The 19,588-nt window shown below is 64.7% G+C and carries 20 protein-coding genes; 16 read left to right on the top strand and 4 right to left on the bottom strand.

The window, feature by feature from the left end; genetic code table 11:
* Positions 1 to 7: 7 nt before the first annotated feature.
* The 11 genes from D0Y60_RS05405 (at position 8) to D0Y60_RS05355 (ending at position 11,334) form a co-directional block, all read left to right on the top strand.
* On the top strand, positions 8 to 1,297 hold the full coding sequence (locus D0Y60_RS05405; protein WP_117367577.1) for an RsmB/NOP family class I SAM-dependent RNA methyltransferase: 1,290 nt from the start codon (positions 8 to 10) through the stop codon (positions 1,295 to 1,297).
* 199 nt (positions 1,298 to 1,496) lie between these two features.
* Positions 1,497 to 2,774 carry an imelysin family protein gene (locus D0Y60_RS05400; protein WP_117367575.1) on the top strand — a complete coding sequence of 426 codons (1,278 nt, stop codon included), beginning with the start codon at positions 1,497 to 1,499 and terminating at the stop codon, positions 2,772 to 2,774.
* A 50-nt stretch (positions 2,775 to 2,824) separates the two neighbouring features.
* The gene (locus D0Y60_RS05395; RefSeq protein WP_117367573.1) at positions 2,825 to 4,360 is read left to right on the top strand and encodes a di-heme oxidoredictase family protein; all 1,536 of its coding nucleotides are present in this window, start codon (positions 2,825 to 2,827) and stop codon (positions 4,358 to 4,360) included.
* Positions 4,360 to 5,487: an imelysin family protein gene (locus D0Y60_RS05390; RefSeq protein ID WP_117367571.1), complete on the top strand. Its 1,128-nt coding sequence runs from the start codon at positions 4,360 to 4,362 to the stop codon at positions 5,485 to 5,487. The genes D0Y60_RS05395 and D0Y60_RS05390 overlap by 1 nt, the downstream gene beginning before the upstream one ends.
* Positions 5,487 to 6,590: a DUF1513 domain-containing protein gene (locus tag D0Y60_RS05385; protein ID WP_117367569.1), complete on the top strand. Its 1,104-nt coding sequence runs from the start codon at positions 5,487 to 5,489 to the stop codon at positions 6,588 to 6,590. Before D0Y60_RS05390 ends, D0Y60_RS05385 begins: the two co-directional genes overlap by 1 nt.
* Positions 6,591 to 6,631: 41 nt before the next feature.
* On the top strand, positions 6,632 to 7,087 hold the full coding sequence (locus D0Y60_RS05380; protein ID WP_117367567.1) for a TspO/MBR family protein: 456 nt from the start codon (positions 6,632 to 6,634) through the stop codon (positions 7,085 to 7,087).
* Positions 7,088 to 7,167: 80 nt separating this feature from the next.
* Positions 7,168 to 7,617 (top strand): PaaI family thioesterase, encoded by a 450-nt coding sequence (locus D0Y60_RS05375; RefSeq protein WP_117368392.1) that lies wholly within the window; start codon positions 7,168 to 7,170, stop codon positions 7,615 to 7,617.
* Positions 7,614 to 8,258 carry a 5'-methylthioadenosine/S-adenosylhomocysteine nucleosidase gene (locus D0Y60_RS05370; protein ID WP_117367565.1) on the top strand — a complete coding sequence of 215 codons (645 nt, stop codon included), beginning with the start codon at positions 7,614 to 7,616 and terminating at the stop codon, positions 8,256 to 8,258. The genes D0Y60_RS05375 and D0Y60_RS05370 overlap by 4 nt, the downstream gene beginning before the upstream one ends.
* 53 nt (positions 8,259 to 8,311) lie before the next feature.
* Complete coding sequence (gene guaA / locus D0Y60_RS05365) at positions 8,312 to 9,874, top strand: glutamine-hydrolyzing GMP synthase (protein ID WP_117367563.1); 1,563 nt, start codon at positions 8,312 to 8,314, stop codon at positions 9,872 to 9,874.
* A 145-nt stretch (positions 9,875 to 10,019) separates the two neighbouring features.
* Positions 10,020 to 10,481 carry a carboxymuconolactone decarboxylase family protein gene (locus D0Y60_RS05360; protein ID WP_117367561.1) on the top strand — a complete coding sequence of 154 codons (462 nt, stop codon included), beginning with the start codon at positions 10,020 to 10,022 and terminating at the stop codon, positions 10,479 to 10,481.
* On the top strand, positions 10,471 to 11,334 hold the full coding sequence (locus D0Y60_RS05355; RefSeq protein WP_117367559.1) for a sigma-70 family RNA polymerase sigma factor: 864 nt from the start codon (positions 10,471 to 10,473) through the stop codon (positions 11,332 to 11,334). Before D0Y60_RS05360 ends, D0Y60_RS05355 begins: the two co-directional genes overlap by 11 nt.
* Here the strand turns inward: D0Y60_RS05355 and D0Y60_RS05350 are convergent.
* Positions 11,331 to 11,891, bottom strand: a complete 561-nt coding sequence (locus tag D0Y60_RS05350; RefSeq protein ID WP_117367557.1) for a methylated-DNA--[protein]-cysteine S-methyltransferase — start codon at positions 11,889 to 11,891, stop codon at positions 11,331 to 11,333. The genes D0Y60_RS05355 and D0Y60_RS05350 overlap by 4 nt on opposite strands.
* A gap of 157 nt (positions 11,892 to 12,048) precedes the next feature.
* Here D0Y60_RS05350 and D0Y60_RS05345 point away from each other — a divergent pair, with 157 nt between their 5' ends.
* Positions 12,049 to 13,107, top strand: coding sequence for a succinylglutamate desuccinylase/aspartoacylase family protein (locus tag D0Y60_RS05345; RefSeq protein ID WP_117367555.1), 1,059 nt, complete (start codon positions 12,049 to 12,051; stop codon positions 13,105 to 13,107).
* 127 nt (positions 13,108 to 13,234) lie between these two features.
* The gene (locus D0Y60_RS05340) at positions 13,235 to 14,692 is read left to right on the top strand and encodes a phospholipase D-like domain-containing protein (RefSeq protein WP_117367550.1); all 1,458 of its coding nucleotides are present in this window, start codon (positions 13,235 to 13,237) and stop codon (positions 14,690 to 14,692) included.
* Here the strand turns inward: D0Y60_RS05340 and D0Y60_RS05335 are convergent.
* Both D0Y60_RS05335 and D0Y60_RS05330 read right to left on the bottom strand, forming a co-directional pair.
* Positions 14,664 to 15,533, bottom strand: coding sequence for an endonuclease/exonuclease/phosphatase family protein (locus D0Y60_RS05335; RefSeq protein WP_117368390.1), 870 nt, complete (start codon positions 15,531 to 15,533; stop codon positions 14,664 to 14,666). The two genes, D0Y60_RS05340 and D0Y60_RS05335, sit on opposite strands and share 29 nt — an antisense overlap.
* 62 nt (positions 15,534 to 15,595) lie before the next feature.
* The gene (locus D0Y60_RS05330; protein ID WP_117368388.1) at positions 15,596 to 16,075 is read right to left on the bottom strand and encodes an Lrp/AsnC family transcriptional regulator; all 480 of its coding nucleotides are present in this window, start codon (positions 16,073 to 16,075) and stop codon (positions 15,596 to 15,598) included.
* A gap of 150 nt (positions 16,076 to 16,225) precedes the next feature.
* Between D0Y60_RS05330 and D0Y60_RS05325 the strand changes: the two genes are divergently transcribed.
* The 3 genes from D0Y60_RS05325 (at position 16,226) to D0Y60_RS05315 (ending at position 18,480) form a co-directional block, all read left to right on the top strand.
* A complete protein-coding gene (locus D0Y60_RS05325) occupies positions 16,226 to 17,395 on the top strand; it encodes an amino acid aminotransferase (protein ID WP_117367548.1) in 1,170 nt (389 codons plus the stop codon).
* Positions 17,396 to 17,467: 72 nt separating this feature from the next.
* Complete coding sequence (locus tag D0Y60_RS05320; protein WP_117367546.1) at positions 17,468 to 18,088, top strand: YitT family protein; 621 nt, start codon at positions 17,468 to 17,470, stop codon at positions 18,086 to 18,088.
* 47 nt (positions 18,089 to 18,135) lie between these two features.
* Entirely contained in the window at positions 18,136 to 18,480 is a 345-nt protein-coding gene (locus tag D0Y60_RS05315; RefSeq protein WP_117367544.1) for an ArsC family reductase, read from the top strand.
* 16 nt (positions 18,481 to 18,496) lie between these two features.
* Here D0Y60_RS05315 and D0Y60_RS05310 read toward each other — a convergent pair whose 3' ends face one another.
* Entirely contained in the window at positions 18,497 to 19,483 is a 987-nt protein-coding gene (locus D0Y60_RS05310; RefSeq protein ID WP_117367542.1) for a Gfo/Idh/MocA family oxidoreductase, read from the bottom strand.
* Positions 19,484 to 19,588 lie beyond the last annotated feature (105 nt).

Raw genomic sequence — 19,588 nt, 5'->3', positions numbered from 1 at the left:
TAAACGGATGCGATTGGGTGGGCGGCTCTCGGGAGCCATCGAGGTTCTCTCGGATATCGAGACGCGGCGGCGCCCGGTCGCCGATGCGCTCAAGGACTGGGGCCTCGCCCATCGGTTCGCCGGCTCCGGCGACCGCGCCGCGATCGGCAACATCGTCTATGACGCGCTGCGCATGAAACTGTCGCACGCCTTCCTGATGGACGATGACAGCCCGACGGCCCTCGGTTATGCCGTACTGCTGCGCCAATGGGGCCTTTCGCCCGAGGCGCTCGCCGCCGAGTTCGAAGGCGACCGGTTTGCGCCGGAGGCACCGTCTGAAGAGAGGCTCGCCGCATTCCGCGCCCGCAATCTCGACTCCGCCGCCCCGCATGTGCAGGGCGACATCCCGGACTGGATCCAGCCGGCCTTCGAGGCGAACTTTTCGGACGACTGGCTGGCGGAAGCCAAGGCGCTGGCCGACCGGCCGACGCTGGACCTGCGTGCCAACACGCTCAAGGCAAGCCGCGACAAGGTGCTGAAGGCTCTGGAGCGCAACGCCGCCGTTACCTCCACCATCGCCCGCCAGGGCATCCGCATTCCCGCCGGCGAAGGGCCGTCCCGCCTGCCCAATGTCACCGCCGATCTCGCCTTCCAGAAGGGCTGGTTCGAGGTGCAGGACGAGGGATCGCAGATCGTCGCCGATCTCGTCGTGCCGCAGGAGGGCGAGCAGGTGCTCGATTTCTGCGCGGGCGGCGGCGGCAAGACGCTCGCCATGGCGGCTGCGATGAACAACAAGGGTCAGGTGCACGCCTACGACACCGACCGCAAGCGCCTCGCCCCGATCATCGAGCGGCTGAAGCGCGCCGGCACGCGCAATGTGCAGGTCCACGAGAGCCTGTCGAGCCTGGCGCCGCTCAAGGGCCGTTTCGACCGCGTGCTGGTCGATGCGCCCTGCACCGGCACCGGCACCTGGCGCCGCCGTCCCGACACCAAATGGCGCCTCACCGAGAAGAACCTGGAAGAGCGCATCAGCCAGCAGCAGGAAGCGCTAGCCAATGCCAGCGCCTTCGTGCGCCCCGGCGGTTTTCTGCTCTATGTTACCTGTTCGATCCTGCCGCAGGAAAACGAGGAGCAGGTCCATGGCTTCTGCCAGGCCAATCCCGACTTCGAGATCCTCTCGGCATCGGACACCTGGCAGAGCCTGTTCGGCAGCGGAAAACCGCAGCCGCGCTCACGCGACGGCAAGACCGTGACGCTGACCCCGGCCTCGACCGATACGGACGGTTTCTTCTTCTGCGCGATGGGTCGGAAGGCTTGACGCCTTGTGATCTGTCAAGCATCGGGAAACACCTTGAAATCGTTCTAAACTATACACTTTGACACCAGTTTTTATTTGGTCCATGACACCAAGGCCTGAATAAACCCGGCCCGGCTTCATGCCGGCTCACCCGGTCGGTCGCTTTTCTTGCGATGCCCGGTGTCGGGGGGACACGCCAAACAGGACACCAGGAGACGTCATGACCACTTCCTTCCTTCGCGCGGCCGCCTTCGTGCTTGCTGCCGCGACGTCGAGCCTTGCGATCGGCTCCGCCCATGCGGCAGCCGATCCGGCTGCGATCGTCAAGCACTATGCCGAAATCGCCCATGCCAAATTTTCCGACACACTTGACGCGGCCAAGGCCCTCGATGCGGCGGTCGACGCGCTCATCGCCAAGCCGAGCGACGAAACGCTTAAGGCGGCGCGCGAGGCGTGGCTAAAGGCGCGCGTGCCCTACCAGCAGACGGAAGCCTATCGCTTCGGCAACCCGATCGTCGACGATTGGGAAGGCAAGGTGAACGCCTGGCCGCTCGACGAAGGCCTGATCGACTATGTCGACGCGAGCTACGGCACGGAAAGCGACGAGAACGCGCTATTTGTCGGCAATGTCATCGCCAATCCGAAGCTGGAGATCGCCGGCAAGACGATCGACGCGACGACGATCACGCCCGCCGTGCTGCAGGAACTGCACGAAGCAGGCGAAGTCGATGCGAACGTCGCGACCGGCTACCACGCCATCGAATTCCTGCTTTGGGGCCAGGACCTGAACGGCACCGGTCCGGGTGCGGGCAACCGCCCGGCGACCGACTACGACAAAGACAGGTGCACCAACGGCAATTGCGACCGCCGCGCCGCCTATCTGAAGGCCGCGACGTCGCTGCTCGTCACCGATCTGGAAGAGATGGTAAAGGCTTGGGCCGCCGATGGCGACGCCACCAAGAACGTGACGGCCGATCCGAAGGCCGGCATCACCGCCATGCTGACCGGCATGGGCTCGCTCTCCTACGGGGAACTCGCCGGCGAGCGCATGAAGCTCGGCCTCTTGCTGCATGATCCGGAAGAAGAGCAGGATTGCTTCTCCGACAACACGCACAACTCGCATTACTATGACGTCGCCGGCATCCAGACCGTCTATACGGGCGAATATACCCGCCCTGACGGCTCGAAGCTGACTGGCCCGTCGCTTTCGGAGCTCGTCGCGGAAAAGGACGCAGCACTCGACACGGAGATGAAAGCCAAGCTCAACGCGAGCCACGCCGCCTTTCAGGCGCTGAAGGACCGTGCCGACGGTGGCGAAGCCTATGACCAGATGATCGGCGAAGGCAACGAAGCCGGCAACAAGGTCGTCCAGGCCGCCATTGACAGCCTGATCGACCAGACCAAGACGATCGAACGCGTCATCGGGTCGCTGGATCTTGGCAAGATCGAGCTTGAAGGCTCCGATAGCTTGGATAATCCTACAGCTGTCTTCCAATAAGAAAGAAGGCGGGCCGCCTCCCTTTCGGGGTGCGGCCCGGATTTCCTCACATGACAGAACGCCCTGCCCGTCGCCTGCTCGCGGTTTCCGCCGCGTTCACCGTCGCGGCAGGCGTTTTCGTTCTGGGGAGCGCGCAGTCACAGACGCGCGGCCGCGACGATCTCTCGGACAAGGACCTGAGACGCGTTCAGGCCATCACGGCCCTGACGACGGATTTCTCCAAGGCCGAGCCCTACGAAGCGATGTCCGCCGGTGCGGCGACCTCGCTTGCGAAAATCGACCGCAACAGCTTCTCCCATTTTTCCGAAAACATAACCTTCAAGGAGCGCGAGACCTTCAAGCTCGGCAACGCGCTGTTTCAGAAACTCTGGGTCTCCTCGCCCTCCTCCACGCAGGCTTCCGACGGGCTTGGGCCGCTCTACAATGCCCGCTCCTGCCAGTCCTGCCACATCAAGGACGGTCGCGGCCATCCGCCCGAGGACACGGCGGACGCCACCTCGATGTTTCTGCGCCTCGCCCGCCCGGCGGCAACGCCCGAGGAAGCGGCGGCACTGAAGAACTTTCAAGTAATGAGCTTGCCCGATCCGACCTATGGACGGCAGTTGCAGGATCAGGCCATTACCGGCCTCAAGGCCGAAGGCCGCATGGTCATCGCCTATACGGAACAGTCTGTGACGCTGGCCGGCGGCGACGTCGTCCGTTTGCGTCGCCCGACCTATTCCGTCGCCGACCTCGCCTATGGCACACTCGACGCGACGACGACGCTCTCGCCGCGCGTCACCCAGCCCATGCTCGGCCTCGGACTTATCGAGGCCATCCATGCGGCGGACATCCTCGCGCTGGCCGACCCTGACGATGCAAATGGAGACGGCATCAGCGGCAAGGCGGCAATCGCCGTCGATCCCAAAACGGGAAAGCCGGCGTTGGGGCGCTTCGGCTGGAAGGCGCAATCGGCCACCGTGCGCCAGCAGAGTGCCGACGCCTTCGCCTTCGATATTGGCATCTCGACGCCGGAGGTGCCGCTGCACCAGGGTGATTGCATGCCGGCGCAGACCGCCTGCATCGAACGCCCCGACGGCGCCCAGAAGCGGCTTGGTGACGCGGAAGCGCCGCCGCCGGTCATGGACCTCGTGACCTTCTACGCCGAAAACCTCGCCGTGCCGGCGCGGCGCAAGGCGAGCTTCGCGGAAACGCTCGCGGGAAAGCGCCTGTTCTACGAGACGGGCTGCGTATCCTGCCACCATCCGAAATTCGTGACCCGGCGCGATGCCGCCAACGCAGCGCAGGCCTTCCAACTCATCTGGCCCTATTCCGATTTTCTGCTGCACGACATGGGCGAAGGCCTTGCCGACGGGCAACAGGTGGGAGTGGCGAGCGGACAGGAGTGGCGCACGCCGCCACTCTGGGGTATCGGGCTTACAAAAACCGTCAACGGCCATACGTTCTTCCTGCATGACGGGCGCGCGCGCTCCCTCACCGAGGCCATTCTGTGGCACGGCGGCGAGGGCCAGAAGTCACGCGACCGCTTCGCCACGCTGGAAAAACACGACCGCGACGCCCTTCTGACATTCCTGGAGAGCCTCTGATGACCCAGCGCCCGCCTTTCCTCCGGTTCGGCTTCGTGCTTGCCGCCGCCTTCATGTTTGCGACGAGCCTGCCAGCCTTTGCACAGGAAGGCAGCGCGCCCGCCGTGCCCGAGCTGACCGAAGAGATCGTCACCGGCATCATGACGCGCGCCGTCGATGACGTGATCCGTCCCGGCTACCGCACCTTCGAGGCCTCTGCGGGCAAGCTCGCCGAAATGACGAATGCCTATTGCAAGGCGCCCTCGGACGAGGGCCGCAAGGCCGTTGACGCCGCCTTCCGCCAAGCCGTGACGGACTGGGGCCGCATCGAAATCGTGCGCATCGGACCCGTCATCGATGACAACCGCTTCGAGCGCATCCTGTTCTATCCCGACCGCAAGGGCACAGGCCTGAAGCAGGTGCAGGCGCTGCTGCAGGAGGAAAATGAGGCGGATGCTGACGCCGCGACCATGGGCAGGAAGAGCGTCGCGATTCAGGGTTTTGGAGCCATCGAATTCGCGCTTTACGGCACTGGTTCTGACGCCGTCGCAAAGGCGCCGAACGCCTTCCGCTGCCGCTATGCCGCCGCCGTCGCGACCCATATCAAGACGACGGCTGGCCAACTCGCCGCCGCCTGGGATGCGCCCGATGGCGTGCAGAAGGACTGGAAACATCCCGGCCCCGACAATCCCGTCTTTCGAACCAGCAAGGAGGCGATGACGGCGTTGCTCGGCATTCTCGTTCACGGCACGGAGGCGGTGCGCGACCAGCGCATCGAGACCTTCTACCGCAATGGCGGCATCGCCCGGCCGAAATCGGCGGTCTTCTGGCGCTCGGGCAACACCTGGACGTCGATTACGGCCAATCTCGAAGGCCTTCAGACCCTGTTCGACAAATCCGGCATGGGCGACCTCATCGATCCCAGCATCGCCTCGGTCAACGGCAATATCGATTTCATCCTGAAGTCGCTGCGCCGGATCACCCCAACCATCGACCCCGACATGGCGAAGGCGGTGTCCACGCCGGAAGAGCAGCAGAAGATCAGCTTCCTGCTCGTCAACACGCGCGAGTTGATACTCGCCTTCGACGGCGGCTATGGTGGCGCCATCGGTCTCGGCTCCGGCTTCTCCTTCTCGGATGGCGACTGATGCGCAAAGCGGGCGGCCAAAGCGCGCTTCTCGACCGGCGCGCCTTCCTGCGCATGGCGGGTGCAGCCTGGGCGGCAGCGCTCACCCCACAGGCCGCCTTTGCGCTGGCGCGCACCGAAGCCGTCTTCGCCTCCGGCTATAAGGCGTCCGACGGCAGCTTCGGCACTGCGGTGCTCGCCGAAGACGGCGGCGTGATCGAGTGCACGCCGCTGCCCGCCCGCAGCCACGGCATGGCCTTTTCGCCCACCACGAACCATCTCGTCGCCTTCGCGCGACGTCCTGGCACCTTCGCGCTGGTGATCGACCGTGGCGGCCAAAAACAGCCAGTCACCATCGCCGCCGCCGAAAACCGCCATTTTTTCGGCCATGGCTGCTTTTCACCCGACGGACGCCTGCTCTACGCCAGTGAGAACGATTTCGACGCCAATCGCGGCGTCATCGGCCTTTACGATGCAAGGGACGATTATCGCCGCATCGGCGAATACCAGACCTACGGCATCGGCACGCACGACCTCTCGGTCAGCGACGACGGCACACTTTTGATCGCCGCCAACGGTGGCATCGAGACCCATCCGGATTTCGGCCGCACCAAGCTCAACCTCGACCATATGGAGCCCTCGCTCGCCTTGATCGATGCGAAGACCGGCGCACTTGTCGAGCGGCACACGCTCCCGGAAAAGCTGCGCCAGCTCTCCACCCGCCATATCGATCTCGACGAGAAGGGCCGCATCTGGTTTGCCTGCCAGTATGAAGGCCCGCGCAACGACCTGCCGCCGCTCGTCGGCCATTTCGGCAAGGGCGAGGATTTGACCTTCCTGTCGCTGCCGGAGGACACCACGATCGGCCTTGCCAACTATGTCGGCGCCATCGCCGTCAACCGCCGCGAAAGTCTCGTCGGCCTCACCTCGCCGAATGGCGGCCGTTTCGTCGTGCTCGACGCGAAGACCGGCGGGGTCCTGCGCGATGAAAGCGTCCCGGATGCCGCCGGCATCGCCAGCGCGCCGCAAGGCTTTGCCGTCTCCTCCTATGACGGAGATTTTGCCGGACGTCGCAACGATGTCGCCTGGGATCAGCATATCGCGTCGCTGAAATCACGGGCCTGATTGCCTCTGGACGGTTTCGGCAAGCGCACTAGGTCAGGCACATGAACAACAAGCCCCTCGTCTATCTCGCCTTCCTTATTCTCGTTCTCGGCGGTGGCCTTCTGATCGGCGCCAACAATGTGCCCGGCGACTGGTATCAGTCTCTGGCCAAACCGTCCTTCAATCCGCCGAACTGGCTTTTTGCCCCGGTCTGGAGCGTGCTCTATGTCGTGATTGCTGTCGTCGGCGCGCGCATCTGGCTATCGCTTCGCCGCTCTATGGCCATGCGGCTCTGGTATGCCCAGCTCGTCCTCAATTTCGCGTGGTCGCCGATCTTCTTCGGCCTTCAGGATCCAACATCGGCCCTGATCGTCATCCTCGGCCTTCTCGTGACCGTCGGCGGCTTTATCATCGCGTCTTGGCGGCAGGACCGCACGGCGGCGCTTCTCTTCCTGCCCTACCTCGCCTGGGTCGCCTTCGCGACCGCGCTCAACGGCGCAATTGTCGCGCTGAACTGAAAGCCGCTTGCAGTGCAGCATGCACCATGCAAACGTCGGTCCGTTCCTTAGGGCCGCGCGCCCGCAAAGATGTGGGCATCATGACAGGCTTTCCACCGCCGGACTTCGCCGGCCGCATCACCAGAAGTTTCGGCCGCCAGCCGGCCATGGCGCTGATCGGCGCGGAACTCACCCGCGTCGAGCACGGCACCGTGGAAATCGAGTTGCCCTTTGACGAGAAGCTCACGCAGCAGCACGGCTTCCTCCATGCCGGCGTCATTTCCGCCGCCCTCGATACGGCCTGCGGCTACGCCGCCTATTCCGTCATCGATGCGGACGCCTCGATCCTGACCATCGAATTCAAGGTGAACCTCATGTCGCCGGGGCGCGGCGAACGGTTCCTGTTCCGCGGTGAGATCACTAAGCCGGGCTCCAACATCATCGTCGCCGACGGCCGCGGCTATGCCATTTCCGATGGCCCTGCAAAGCTCATCGCCTCGATGACCAGCACGATGATGGTGGTGCGCGGCCGCGAGGACATTACCGAATGAGTTTCGCCCTCAAGACCGTCGGTACGAAGCGCATCCTCTACGTCATGGCCGCCAGTCCCGAATATGGGCCGCATCTCAAGGCCCGCATCGCGCCGCTCATGACCGGCGTCGGCCCCGTGGAAGCCGCCGTGCAGCTGACGCTGGCGCTTTGTCATCTGGCGGCGGATGGCGACCTACCCGACTATGTCGTTTCGCTTGGCTCAGCCGGCTCCGCAACGCTGGAGCAGACGGAAATCTACCAGGCGACCTCGGTCTCCTATCGCGACATGGATGCCTCTCCGCTCGGCTTCACGAAAGGCGCGACGCCCTTCCTCGACCTGCCGGTCGAGGTTGCCCTGCCGATCCACATTCCCGGTATTCCAACCGCACGGCTCTCGACAGGTGCGAACATCGTCTCCGGTGCCGGCTATGCCCGCATCGATGCCGACATGGTGGAGATGGAAACCTTTGGCGCGTTGCGCGCCTGCCAGGCCTTCGGCGTTCCCCTCATCGGCCTTCGCGGCATTTCCGACGGCAAGGCCGAACTCACCCATATCGGCGACTGGACGGAATACCTCCACGTCATCGACGAAAAGCTCGCCGCCGCCGTCGACACGCTGGAAGCGGCCATCGCCTCGTCGACGATCGCACGCAACGGCTGAAAATCCGGCCATCCCCCGTTGCGCGGCGAAGAGATATTCTTTAAAGGCTCGCCATGACCCAGACAGCTCATCCCGACAGCGTTCTCATCATCGATTTCGGCAGCCAGGTGACCCAGCTCATCGGGCGGCGCGTGCGCGAAGCAGGCGTCTATTGCGAGATCATCCCCTTCCAGTCGGCGGAAGAAGCCTTCCACCGCATGCAGCCGAAGGCGATCATCTTCTCCGGCGGCCCCGCCTCGGTGCTCGACCAGGGCAGCCCGCGCGCCCCGCAGGTGGTCTTCGATTCCGGCCTGCCGATCCTCGGCATCTGCTATGGCCAGCAGACGCTCGCCACCCAGCTCGGCGGCACCGTCGAGGGCGGCCACGCCCGTGAATTCGGCCGCGCCGATGTGGAAATTTTGAAGTCCAGCCCGCTCTTCGACGGCTTCTGGGACGTCGGCAACAAGTATCCGGTGTGGATGAGCCACGGCGACCGCGTCACCGTCGCGCCCGAAGGCTTCGAGATCATCGGCACGTCGGAAAACGCCCCCTTCGCCATCTGCGTCAACGAGGCGAAGCGCTACTACACGACGATGTTCCACCCGGAAGTGGTGCACACGCCCGATGGCGCCAAGCTCTTGTCGAACTTCGTGCACAAGATCGCCGGCATCAAGGGCGACTGGTCGATGTCGGCCTACCGCGCCCGCGCCGTGGAAGCCATCCGCGAGCAGGTCGGCGACAAGCGCGTCATCTGCGCGCTGTCGGGCGGCGTCGACTCGTCGGTTGCAGCCCTCCTCATCCATGAGGCCGTCGGCGCGCAGCTCACCTGCATCCTCGTCGACCATGGCCTGATGCGCAAGAACGAGGCGGCCGACGTCGTCGCCATGTTCCGCGAGCACTACAATCTGCACCTCATCCATGTCGACGCCGTCGACCGCTTCGTCGGCGAGCTGGAAGGCGTCTCGGATCCGGAAACCAAGCGCAAGATCATCGGCCGCCTGTTCATCGAAGTCTTCGAGGACGAGGCCAAGAAGCTCGGCGGCGCGGAATTCCTCGCCCAGGGCACGCTCTATCCCGACGTCATCGAAAGCGTTTCTTTCACCGGCGGCCCCTCGGTTACGATCAAATCGCACCACAATGTCGGCGGCCTGCCCGAGCGCATGAACATGAAGCTCGTCGAGCCCTTGCGCGAACTGTTCAAGGACGAAGTGCGCGTGCTCGGTCGCGAGCTCGGCTTGCCGGATAGTTTCATCGGCCGCCATCCCTTCCCCGGTCCGGGCCTTGCTATCCGCTGCCCGGGCGGCATCACCCGCGACAAGTTGGAGATCCTGCGCGAAGCCGACGCGATCTATCTCGACGAAATCCGCAAGGCCGGCCTCTACGACAAGATCTGGCAGGCCTTTGCCGTGCTTCTGCCGGTCCAGACGGTCGGTGTCATGGGCGACGGACGCACCTACGAGTTCGTCTGCGCGCTGCGCGCCGTCACCTCCGTCGACGGTATGACCGCCGATTTCTACCACTACGACATGAACTTCCTCGGCCGCGCCGCAACCCGCATCATCAACGAAGTCCGCGGCATCAACCGCGTCGTCTATGACGTGACATCGAAGCCGCCGGGCACGATCGAGTGGGAATGAAGATAGCCTCCTCACCGCAGTGACATCTCGAAGCCCCGGCGCCCGCGTCGGGGCTTTTCTCTTTTTCTAGAAAAAATTCCGCAGCGATGTCACATCCGCCGTTCCGGCTTCGTCATGGTGGTGTAGAACTGAAAAGGAGACTGGAATGTCACCCCGCATGACCGATTATTTCAAACGCGCCGAACCCGCTTTCAAGGCGATGTTCGCGCTGGAAGCCGCCCTGAAGGCGAGCCCGCTCGATGCCATCCTGGTGCATCTGGTGAAGGTGCGCGCCTCGCAGATCAACGGCTGCGCCTATTGCATCCACATGCATGTCGGCGAAGCGCTGAAGGACGGCGAGGATTCGATGCGCCTGCATCTTCTGGCCGGCTGGCGCGATTCCTCGCTGTACACCGCGCGTGAACGGGCAGCCCTCGCCTGGACCGAAGCGCTGACGCTGGTTGCTGAAACCCATGCCCCCGACACCGACTGGGTGGACCTAGAAGCCGCCTTCACGGCGGACGAGCAGGCTTGGCTCACCATCGCCATCGGCGCGATCAATGTCTGGAACCGGGTACAGGTCGGGTTTCGCGCCGAACATCCGGTCGACCGGCGTCATGCAGCCTGATACGGCCACGCAAATCTTCGAAGCGCAGCGGCCGCGGCTGCTGCGCCTGGCCTATCGCATGCTCGGCTCGAGGACGGAGGCGGAGGATGTCGTACAGGAGGCCTGGCTGCGTTGGCACCGCAGCGATCGCAACGCAGTCGCCGAACCGGCCGCCTGGCTCACCCGCATCGTTTCGCGCCTTTGCCTCGATGTGATGAAATCGGCGCGCGCACGCCGCGAGACCTATCCCGGCCAATGGCTGCCCGAACCGCTGATCGAACCGGAAGACGACGAACTGCGCGCCGACAACATCACGCTCACCCTGATGGTGGCGCTTGAACGCCTCTCGCCGCTGGAGCGTGCTGCCTTCCTGCTGCATGACGTCTTCAACCAGCCGCTCGACGACGTGGCGGCGACGCTGAAGCGCAGCCAGGCCGCCACGCGGCAACTGGCGGCACGGGCCCGCGCCCATGTGCGCCTCGATCAGCCGCGCTACGAGATCGCCCGCGAAGACGGCGAGGCTCTGACGCGCGCCTTCTTCGAGGCCTGCCGGCTGGGCGACGCCGTGGCACTCGGGTCGCTGCTGGCGGCGGATGTGACGCTGCGCTCGGACGGGGGCGGCAAGGTGTTGACCTTTCCCAACGCCATCCAGGGCGTCGATCGCCTCATCCGGCTCTATCTCGGGCTTGCGCGAAAACTCGGTTCCCGCATGGAATTTCTCGGCCATGTCGTGATCGATGGCCTGCCGGGTTTTTTGAGCCGGGTAGACGGCCACCTGCAGACAACCGCCGTGGAAATCGTCGAAGGGCGCATCGCCGCCATCTATATCACCCGCAACCCGGACAAGCTGACCGGGGCGAAGCTCACCGGTTAAAACCCGAACGACTGCTGCGCCGGGGCCGGCGGGGCGAAGGAGACGCCTTCCAGGGCCAGCATCTTCACCTTGGAGATGGAACCGCCCGGCGCAGAAAAGCCGCCCACCTTGCCGCCGGCGGCGAGCACGCGATGGCAGGGGATGATGAGGGCGACGGGGTTTTTCGCCATGGCCTGGCCGACCTCGCGCGCCATTTCCGGGCCGGCGCCGAGATCGCGGGCAATAGTGCCGTAGGTCGTCGTCTCGCCCCAGTGCACGCGGCGCGCGGCGTCATAGACCTTCAGGAAGAAATCGCTCTGGCCGGCGAGGTCGAGCGGCACGGCAGTGAAATCGGCTTCCTCCCCGGCGAAATAGCGTTGTGCCGCCGCCACGGCCTGCTGGACGGCGGGCGGCGGTTCGGCGGCCTCGGCCTCGGGCAGGTGGCGCATCAGCAGGCGGCGGGTCATGGCGGCGTCTTCGCCAGGCAGCTGGAAGCGCACGACACCCGCAGCTGTCCAGGCGATGCCGCAGGGGCCGCCCGCCGTATCGAAAATCAGATAGTGGGTCTTGCCGGTCATGGGCGGCTCCTGTTGCCGTTTCCAGCACAAGATCGGGCTTCGCCCGGCGCGTTTCAACCCGTTTCTTGCGCGGCAAGAGGTGTCTTGGCCGGGGGCTTGCGTCCGCCGCGTCCAATTCGCATAAACCTTCGAAAAAACGATTCAGCGAGGGCGCGACGTGGAGACTTCGGACATCATCATCGGCGGCGATACGGCGGGCATCGAATGGCGCGTGCCGGTCTACCGCTTCAAGGGCAGCGATGCGGCCGCCCCCTCCGTCTACATTCAGGCGGCCCTGCATGCCAACGAGCTGCCTGGCACCGCGCTCCTGCATTTCCTGCTGGAGCGCCTGCGCAAGGCCGATGCCGAGGGCGCGATCCGCGGCGACATCACCGTCATCCCGCAGGCCAATCCGATCGGCCTCGCCCAGTTTCATTTCGGCGAGATGGAGGGCCGCTTCGATCTGGGATCGCGCACCAATTTCAACCGCGACTATCCGCTGATCGCGCTTGCCGAGCGCGAGACGCTGCTGGACAACCTCGCCCGCCGCAGCGCCGCCGACCGACTGAAGCGCACGCTGCTGCACACCGCCCTTGGCCATAACCTCGTGCTCGATCTGCACTGCGACGACGAGAGCCTGCAATATGCCTATATCGATGATGCCTTCTGGCCGGAGGCGGCCGACCTTGCCGCCGCCCTCGACATGCAGGCGGTGTTCCTCTCGGATGGCGAAAGTACCGCCTTCGAGGAGGCCGTCGGCTTCGCCTTCAAGCACCAGGGCGGCGACAAGCTGAAGAGCGTGCCGGGCCGCCTCTCCGTCACCGTCGAGCTGCGCGGCCGGCGCGATGTCTATCCCGATATGGCCAAACGCGATGCCGATGGCCTCTGGGCTTTCCTCGCAGGTCGCGGCGTCGTCAACGATCCCGCCAATGCAGCGAAAGCCTATACCGGCCCGGCCATCCCGCTCGACAATATCGAGATGGTGCGCGCGTCCGAGCCGGGCACCGTGCTCTTCCATCGCGACATCGGCGACAGCGTGAAGGCCGGCGATCTCTTGGCGACGCTGATCATCCGACCGGGCGCGCCCGACGGCACGATCGACGTGACGGCGGCGCATGACGGCCTGATCGCTACCCGCACCTCCGCGCGCTATGCGCGGCGCGGCGATGACCTGATGAAAATCGCCTGCCATGAAGCGACCCGCAAGGATCGCAAACCCGGCACGCTGGAGGACTGAGAGAATCTTCCCTGCGAGGGGCTTGTGCCCCTCGCAATCACGCCGCCGGAGGCAATATATAGGGAGGGCTTACGAGCCGTGGTTGCGGCTGTGGCTGGAGGAACGCGAGGGGTGGCCTGCACGCATCATGTTTGAGACTCTCTCCGCCTACTGGCCGCATATCCTCGTCGCCCTGTCGATCATCCTCGGTATCCCCGCCGCCATTCATGCGACAATGACGAAGGAAGAGGTGCGCGCGGCGATCGGCTGGGTCGGCGTCATCGTGCTCTCGCCCGTCGTGGGCCCCGTCATCTATGCCGTCGGCGGCGTGAACCGCATCCGCCGCAACACGCTGAACCTCAGCCGCGAGGGCCTCATCGCCGCCGGCTGGTATCACCGGTCCGAATACGACGTTTCCAACGAACACATGACGGTGGCCTATGGCGGAGCGCTCGCCGCCATGCAGCGGCTCGGCGATACGGTGGGCCGTTGCAAACTGACCTCCGGCAACCGGATCAAGCTGCTTGCGACCGGCGACGAGGCCTATGCCGCGATGCTGTCGGCCATCGGCGCCGCGGAGCGCTCCATCCTGCTCGAAACCTATATTTTCGACCGCGACGCGGCCGGCGAGCGCTTCGTGCAGGCGCTTTCGGCCGCCGTGGCGCGCGGTGTCGCGGTGCGCGTGCTGATCGATGCTGTCGGCGCCCGCTATTCCATTCCCTCCATCGTCTCGGAGCTGAAGCGGGCGGGCGTGCCGGTCGACGTCTTCAACGGCAACATCGTCATGGGCCTGCGGCTGCCCTATGCCAATCTGCGCACTCACCGAAAAATCCTGATCGTCGACGGCAGCGTCGCCTTCACGGGCGGGCTCAACATCCGTGCCGGCTTCTGCACCGAATTTTCCGACGCGGCGGCGCTCGACACGCATTTCCGCCTCACCGGCCCCGTCGTCAGCGATCTCTTCCGCATCGCCTACGAGGACTGGCGCTTTTCCGGCGGTGACGAGCTGTCCGGCGAAGTCTGGCAGATCGCCCCGCCGCCGGACGCGCCCGACAGCGGCATGCTGGCCCGCGTCGTGCCGTCAGGCCCCGACAAGAGCCTGGAAACCAACCACCGCATGCTGATGGGCGCCCTCTCGGTGGCGAAACATCACATCCGCATCATGTCGCCCTATTTCCTGCCCGACCGGGAGCTGATCAGCGCCATCGTCACGGCGGCGCGGCGCGGGGTAGAGATCGACATCATCGTGCCCTCTTCCAACAACCTGAAGCTCGTCGATCTCGCCATGACCGCGCAGTTCGACCAGATGCTGAAACACGGCTGCCGCATCTGGCGCGCCTCGGGTGCCTTCAACCATTCCAAGCTGACGGTGGTCGACGACGCCTGGTCCTATGTCGGCTCCTCCAACATCGACCCGCGCTCGCTCCGGCTGAATTTCGAGGTGGATATCGAGGTGATCGATCCCGATTTCGCCGAACTCATCGGCGCGCGCATTGACGCAGCCCTTGAGGGATCCGAGCAGGTGAAGCTGGAGGAGCTGCGGGCGCGGCCCTTCGTGCAACGCCTCGTCGAGCGCATCACATGGCTTGGCTCGCCCTATCTGTAGGCTCGGCGGAGCGCTCCGAGACGACCTTCAAATCGATATGCGCCTTGATCGGCAGGTGATCCGACGCAATGCGAGCGAGCGGAGAATCATGCACTTCCACCGATGTGACGAGATCATGCGGATGGCCGAGTGCCCGGTCGAGCGCCAGCACGGGAAAGCGCGAGGGAAAGCTCGGCACCGCGCCGGAGGCCGGATCGAAGGTCGGATGCAGGCGGGCAAGCGACGAGCCTCGCCCAACACGCCATTCGTTGAGATCGCCGACCAGCAGGGTCGGCATCACCTCGTCTTCCGCCAAGGAAGCGAGGATCGCCATGGCCTGCTGTTCGCGCGAGCGCTTCAACAGCCCGAAATGCGCGGCGACGAGGCGCAGCTTGCCGGTGGGCAGATCGAGCGTCACGACCAGCGCGCCGCGCGGCTCAACGCCCGGCAGCTTCAGCTGGCGCACGCCGCCGACGGCCCCCTTGCGGATCATGATCATGTTGCCGTGCCAACCGTGGCCGGTCGACGACAGCGCGGTAATGGGCACCGGCACGAGGCCACAGTCGCGCTCCAGCATATCGAGCTTCAAGAGGCCTGAGCGCTCGCCGAACCGCTTGTCGGCCTCCTGGATGGCGATGACGTCAGCATCGATCTCCGCGATGACGCTTGCCGTGCGCTCGGGATCGAAACGCCGGTCGACGCCGATGCATTTGTGCACGTTGTAGGAGGCGATGACGGTGTCACCCGGACGATTGCTCTCCGGCGGCCGGTGGCCGCGCCGGTTGCGAATGGCCGTCAGCAGCGCAGCCGATGTGTTCCTGGCGTTCCTGTCCAAGGGTCCTTCCTCGTGCGTTCTCTGCATCATATGGGCCGCCCCGCGCCATGGGCAACCGCGGAACTGCAAGAAGGTTCCGGAAAACGCCGTCAGGGCAGCGGGCTGACCTGCATCTTCGGGCTGTCGAGCAGGATGGTCGAGCGCAACGTCTTGATCTCGCCGATGCGCTCGAACTCGCTCCACAAGAGCCGCCGGTAATCGGCGACATCCTTCACGGCGATCTTCAGCAGGAAATCGAAATCGCCGGCCACCGTATGGCATTCGACGACCTCGGGCATGCGCCGCACCAGATCGATGAAACGCTCGCCGACTTTCGGCGCCGTCCGTTCCAGCGTCACCTCCAGAAAGGCCTGAAAACCGATGCCGGCGGCGCGCGGATCGACGATGACGGTGTGGCGGATGACGCCGCTCGCCTCCAGCCGCGCGAGGCGCCGCGACAGCGGCGCGGGCGACAGGCCGACCTTTTCCGCCAGCTGGTTGTTGGAGAGCCCCGCATCCTCGACGAGCAGGCGGATGATGCGCCGGTCGGTCTGGTCCAGTGCAACCTCCTCGCCCGTCTTTTTGTCCATATCGCGCGCTCCCGCAAAAATCTGCATCAATCTAGCGAATGGAAGCAAGAAGACAAAAGCTTCTTGCGCTTTCTCCGCAATATCATGGTCGATTTTGCGGATGCTTTGACTTAAACCACTTCCAAACAAACCCCAGACAGGAACCCGGCTATGTTCGATGCCCTCACCCGCCAACCCGATGACCCGTTGCTTGCCCTGATCGGCCTTTTCCGGGCGGATGAGCGTGCCGGCAAGGTGGATCTCGGCGTCGGCGTCTATCGCGACGAAACGGGCGCCACGCCGATCTTCCGCGCGGTGAAGGAAGCCGAAAAGCGCCTCGTCGAGACGCAACCGACCAAGGCCTATGTCGGCCCGGAAGGCGATCCCGTCTTCCTCGACCGGCTCTGGGAGCTGACGACGGCAGACGCCGGCCGCGGCCGCGCCACCGCCGCCCTCCAGACGCCGGGCGGTTCCGGCGCGCTGCGCCTTGCCGCCGATCTCCTGGCGCGCATGGGCACCAAGGGCATCTGGCTCGGCCTGCCGAGCTGGCCGAACCATGCCAGCATCTTCAAGTCCGCCGGGCTTGAGGTCATCACCTATCCGTTCTTCGACATTCCCGCGCAGAGCGTGCAGTTCGACCGCATGATGGAAGCGCTCGGCGGTGCTGCCCCCGGCGACGCCGTGCTGCTGCATGCGAGCTGCCACAACCCGACCGGCGCGAATCTTTCGGACGACCAGTGGCGCGCCGTCTCCGCGCTCATCGCCGAAAAGGGCCTGCTGCCGCTCGTCGATATCGCCTATCAGGGTTATGGCCGCGGCCTCGACGAGGATGCCGCGGGTCTGCGCACGCTGCTGACCGCTGTGCCGGAAGCGCTGGTCGCCGTCTCCTGCTCCAAATCCTTCGGCCTCTACCGCGAGCGCACCGGCGCGATCTATGCCGCCTGCAGCAATGCCGACACGGCTCTCTCCGTGCGCAGCAATCTCGCCGCACTTGCCCGCACCAGCTATTCCATGCCGCCGGACCATGGCGCGGCCATCGTCAGCATGATCCTCGGTGATGCCGCGCTGAAGGCCGACTGGATGGCCGAGATCGAGGCGATGCGCCTGCGCGTCACCGCCATCCGCGAGCGGCTCGCCGCCGGGCTTTCCGGCCGCTGGCAGGTGCTGACGTCGATCCGCGAGCAGGAGGGTATGTTCTCGCTTTTGCCGCTGGAAGAGGCGCAGGTGCTGAAGCTGCGCGCCGAGCACGCCATCTACATGCCGACCTCGGGCCGCATCAACATTGCCGGCCTGAAGACGGCGGAGGTCGATGACGTCATCGCCAAGTTCCTGAGCCTCTAGATTCTTTTGTTTTCGTTTGTTTTTTCGGGAAAACCGGTTCCCACTTTTCCCTGACAAACTCTGAGAGACACCATGTCCGTCGAACCTGCCAGCCAGGCGGAGGGCCACTCCGCCTATGAGGATCTTATTGCCATCGTCATCGGCACGCTGTTCGTGGCGCTCGGCGTGGTCATCTATACCAAGGCGGTGCTGCTCGCCGGCAGCACGGCGGGCCTGGCACTCCTCCTGCAATATGCTGGTGGCATCGGTTTCTGGTGGCTGTTCTTCGCCGTCAACCTGCCCTTCTATATCCTCGCCGTCAAAAAACTCGGCTGGGCCTTCACGCTGCGCACCTTCGCCGCCGTCACGCTGGTTTCCATCTTTAGCCGGCTAACGTCAGAGCTCATCAGCTTCTCCCATCTCGATCCGCTCTATGCGGCGGTCATGGGCGGCGCGCTGTCGGGCACCGGCCTGCTCATCCTCTTCCGCCACCGCACCGGCCTTGGCGGCATCAACGTGCTGGCGATCTATCTGCAGGATCGTTTCGGCCTGCGCGCCGGCTATTTCCAGATGGCCGTCGATCTCGCCATCCTCGCCGCCGCCTATTTCGTCATCCCGCTCGACCGGCTTGCGCTCTCCGTGCTCGGCGCCGTCGTCGTCAACATGACGCTCGCCATCAATCACCGCCCCGGCCGCTATCTCGGGGTGACGTGACCGTTTTGCCGGCTTATGAAGGCGGCACGGCATTGAAGGAGAGACACGTGACGGTCACGATCTACGGCATCAAGAACTGCGACACCATGAAGAAGGCGCGCACCTGGCTCGACACCAAGGGCATCGCCTACACGTTTCACGACTACAAGGCGGAAGGTATCGACGAAAAGAGCCTGAAGCGCTTCGTCGACGCGCTCGGCTGGGAGACGGTGCTGAACCGCGCCGGCACCACCTTCCGCGCCCTGCCGGATGAAGACAAGCAGAACCTCGACGCGAAGAAGGCGATCACCTTCATGCTCGCCCAGCCCTCGATGATCAAGCGCCCCATGCTCGATCGCGACGGGGCGCTCACCGCCGGCTTCAAGCCGGACATCTACGAAACGCTGTTCTGAGTTTCAGGGGCCGGCCTCAGACCGCCTCCCAGCCGTCCTTCTCGCTGGCGCGGTAGATGGCGTCGATGAGCTTCTGGTTCTCGACCGAGCTCTCCAGTGTCACCACCTCTTCGTTTTCGCCGAGCGCAGCCTTGGTGAAGGCTTCGGCCTCGCGCTTGTACTGGCGCGCATCCTGGAAGCGGAAATGCTGGCTCTCGCTATGCGAGGCATTGGTCAGCTCGATTTCCTCCGCGCCGTAGCGGTCGGCATTGAAGGGCGATTTCACCTCGATGAAGCCCTTGTCGCCGTGGAAGACCATGACCTGGCGATGGGCGAGCTGCGTCGAGATGTAGAAGGACAGTTCGAAATCGCCGAAATCTGCGCGCACGCTCGAATAGATGTCCGTGCCGAATTCCGGATCGCGGTCCGTACTCGCCTGCACTCGGATCGCCTCCTTGCCGGTGACGAAACGCGTGGTGATCGTCGGATAGACGCCGATATCCGGCAGGCCGCCGCCGCCGAGCGACGGCACGTTGCGCATGTTGCCTGGGTCGCGGTTGTAATAGGTGAAGACGCCCTGCACGTGGCGCAGCTTGCCGATGGCACCCTCGGCCAGAAGCGAGCGCACCTTGCGCCAGACGGGGCTGTAGGTGACCATGAAGGCTTCCGAAATCAGCACCTTGTTGCGGTCGCGCGCGGCAATCAGCGCATCGATCTCGCCGGCATTGAGCGCGATCGGCTTTTCGCAGAGCACGTGTTTGCCGGCATCCGCCGCCTTGATCGTCCATTCCACATGCTGCGAGGTCGGCAGCGGGATGTAGACGGCATCGATCGTGTCGGAGGCCAGCATCTCCTCGTAGGAGCCGAAGGCATGCGGCACGGAAAACCGGTCGGCCATGGCGCGGGCCTTGGCGAGGTCGCGGCTGGCAATGGCCGTCACGACGCAGTTTTCCGCATCCTGGATGGCCGGCACGACGAGCTCGCGGCCGATCTTGGCCGTCGACAGAATTCCGAAACGCAGCATGGCGATGTCTCCTTGATTTGGCCCGAAGACTATTCGCGAGGTACGTTCCTCGCAAGCGTGGACGCTCGCAAAAAATGCCTTGCCTGGCAGCGTGCAAAGCGGGCG

Source organism: Shinella sp. WSJ-2 (assembly GCF_003432075.1).
Taxonomy (GTDB): domain Bacteria; phylum Pseudomonadota; class Alphaproteobacteria; order Rhizobiales; family Rhizobiaceae; genus Shinella.
Note: the sequence above shows the minus strand (reverse complement) of the source record. Positions and strands in the feature narration are given on the sequence as shown.

Excerpts from the sequence above, each read along its gene's own strand:
- D0Y60_RS05405 (WP_117367577.1), top strand. The coding sequence starts at position 8 with ATGCGATTGGGTGGGCGGCTCTCGGGAGCCATCGAGGTTCTCTCGGAT.
- D0Y60_RS05400 (WP_117367575.1), top strand. The coding sequence starts at position 1,497 with ATGACCACTTCCTTCCTTCGCGCGGCCGCCTTCGTGCTTGCTGCCGCG.
- D0Y60_RS05395 (WP_117367573.1), top strand. The coding sequence starts at position 2,825 with ATGACAGAACGCCCTGCCCGTCGCCTGCTCGCGGTTTCCGCCGCGTTC.
- D0Y60_RS05390 (WP_117367571.1), top strand. The coding sequence starts at position 4,360 with ATGACCCAGCGCCCGCCTTTCCTCCGGTTCGGCTTCGTGCTTGCCGCC.
- D0Y60_RS05385 (WP_117367569.1), top strand. The coding sequence starts at position 5,487 with ATGCGCAAAGCGGGCGGCCAAAGCGCGCTTCTCGACCGGCGCGCCTTC.
- D0Y60_RS05380 (WP_117367567.1), top strand. The coding sequence starts at position 6,632 with ATGAACAACAAGCCCCTCGTCTATCTCGCCTTCCTTATTCTCGTTCTC.
- D0Y60_RS05375 (WP_117368392.1), top strand. The coding sequence starts at position 7,168 with ATGACAGGCTTTCCACCGCCGGACTTCGCCGGCCGCATCACCAGAAGT.
- D0Y60_RS05370 (WP_117367565.1), top strand. The coding sequence starts at position 7,614 with ATGAGTTTCGCCCTCAAGACCGTCGGTACGAAGCGCATCCTCTACGTC.
- guaA (WP_117367563.1), top strand. The coding sequence starts at position 8,312 with ATGACCCAGACAGCTCATCCCGACAGCGTTCTCATCATCGATTTCGGC.
- D0Y60_RS05360 (WP_117367561.1), top strand. The coding sequence starts at position 10,020 with ATGTCACCCCGCATGACCGATTATTTCAAACGCGCCGAACCCGCTTTC.
- D0Y60_RS05355 (WP_117367559.1), top strand. The coding sequence starts at position 10,471 with ATGCAGCCTGATACGGCCACGCAAATCTTCGAAGCGCAGCGGCCGCGG.
- D0Y60_RS05350 (WP_117367557.1), bottom strand. The coding sequence starts at position 11,891 with ATGACCGGCAAGACCCACTATCTGATTTTCGATACGGCGGGCGGCCCC.
- D0Y60_RS05340 (WP_117367550.1), top strand. The coding sequence starts at position 13,235 with ATGTTTGAGACTCTCTCCGCCTACTGGCCGCATATCCTCGTCGCCCTG.
- D0Y60_RS05335 (WP_117368390.1), bottom strand. The coding sequence starts at position 15,533 with ATGCAGAGAACGCACGAGGAAGGACCCTTGGACAGGAACGCCAGGAAC.
- D0Y60_RS05330 (WP_117368388.1), bottom strand. The coding sequence starts at position 16,075 with ATGGACAAAAAGACGGGCGAGGAGGTTGCACTGGACCAGACCGACCGG.
- D0Y60_RS05325 (WP_117367548.1), top strand. The coding sequence starts at position 16,226 with ATGTTCGATGCCCTCACCCGCCAACCCGATGACCCGTTGCTTGCCCTG.
- D0Y60_RS05320 (WP_117367546.1), top strand. The coding sequence starts at position 17,468 with ATGTCCGTCGAACCTGCCAGCCAGGCGGAGGGCCACTCCGCCTATGAG.
- D0Y60_RS05310 (WP_117367542.1), bottom strand. The coding sequence starts at position 19,483 with ATGCTGCGTTTCGGAATTCTGTCGACGGCCAAGATCGGCCGCGAGCTC.